Source organism: Pseudomonas sp. GM24 (assembly GCF_000282235.1).
Taxonomy (GTDB): domain Bacteria; phylum Pseudomonadota; class Gammaproteobacteria; order Pseudomonadales; family Pseudomonadaceae; genus Aquipseudomonas.
This window is the reverse complement of the sequence record NZ_AKJR01000377.1, coordinates 1-1,563: the sequence shown is the minus strand read 5'-3', so window position 1 is coordinate 1,563 and position 1,563 is coordinate 1. Positions and strand designations below refer to the sequence as shown.

The window sequence follows — 1,563 nt, the reverse complement described above, 5'->3', positions numbered from 1 at the left end:
CCGGGTCGTAGTGGAAGTGCGCGCGTTGTTCGTTTTCGTTTTCCAGCGCTGTTAATCGTCCGAGACGGTCCCAGCGATAGCGCAGGGTTTGCTCGGCGGCATCGACACGCTCGGCGATCAAACCGGCGGCGCTGTAGCTCCAGGTGGTGCAACGATCGAGAGCGTCGACATGCGCCAACAGCCGACCTTCGGCGTCTCGCTCGAAACGCTCTTCGGTCTTGTCCGGGTGCTTGATCAGCACCAGTTGGCCGGCCTTGTATTGGTATTCGGTGGCGTTGCCGGCAGCGTCGGTGAAGCAGATCATCTGCCCCAGTTCGTTGTACTCCCAGGCGCTGGTTTTGCCCGAGCAATCGACGTACTCGACCAGTTGCCCGGCATCGTTGTAGTCGAGGGTTTTTTCGTTGCCGTTGGCGTCCTTGATCGCGGTGGGCTGGCCGGATTTGTTGTAGGCGTATTCGGTTTTGTTGCCCAGCGGATCGAGCGCTTCGACCAGATTGCCCTGGTCGTCATAGGCGCGCTGCCACTGACCGCCCTCGGCATCGCTGATCTTGATCAGCAGGTCCTGATCGTCGTAGGCGTAATGCATCACCGTGTGGTCGGCGCGGATGTGTTCGAGCAGGTTGCTGCGCTCATCGTAGCTGTAGCGATCGGTGCTGCCGTCGGCATTCACACGGCGCACGATGTTCTTCGCCTCGTCGCGGAAGAACCATTCCGAACGCTCGTCGGCGTAACGGATGCGGTAGGTGTAGCCAAGGATGTCGTAGTAGTGCCAGGTCTCGTTGCCGAGGGCATCGGTGACGTAGGTCAGACGGATGTTTTCGTCCCACTCCAGGCGCGTGTCGAAGCTACCGTCATCGGCCCATTCGCGCACGGCTTTGGCCTTGGCGCTTGAACCGTTCCACTGCAGGTTCATGCCCCGCCCGGTGCGGTCGGTGTAGCGGGTGATCAGGTGGTGCTGGAACTGATACGACCAGACGGCGCCGTTCTCGTCCTGCGCCTGAATCAGGTCGCCATAGGCGTCGTACTGGTAGGCGCAGAGCTGGCGCAGCGGTTCGCCGTCAACGATCTGCCAAAGGCCGATAAACCGGCCGTGATCGTCGATCATCGTGCCGAGGTGCAAATGGACTTTGGTGAAGTCGTTTTCCTGATAGGTGATCAGATCCGAGAGCAGCGAGTGTTCGCCGTGACGATGTTCGTAATGCAGCATCATCCCGGCGCCGTTGCGCAGTGAGATATTGCTCAGCACAAAACGCTGGCCACGGCGGACGTAGGTTTCCTTACGCTCAAAACCACGGCACAGCAGCAGTTGATCTTCGCTGTTGCGGACCAGGGTGATGTTTTCGATGGCGTCGTAGTGGAACAGGCCGACTTTTGGCAACGGATAGCTGTGGTCGCGGCCGTCGGCACGTAGAACGTCAGGCCATCATCCAGGCAGTCAAAACGCGTGGTGAATTCGTTGATCCAGCGAGCGCCGAGTTCGCTCTGATCGTAGGCGTCGAGGCGTGAGTTGTAGGTGCGCGTCCATTCGATCGGGAAGGGGCCGGGCAGGCTGAAATCGGTATG

1 pseudogene is annotated in these 1,563 nt (G+C 59.9%); it reads right to left on the bottom strand.

Annotation, left to right across the window (positions count from 1 at the left end):
• Positions 1 to 1,563: pseudogene (locus tag PMI23_RS28495) on the bottom strand (DUF6531 domain-containing protein); the annotation flags it as partial.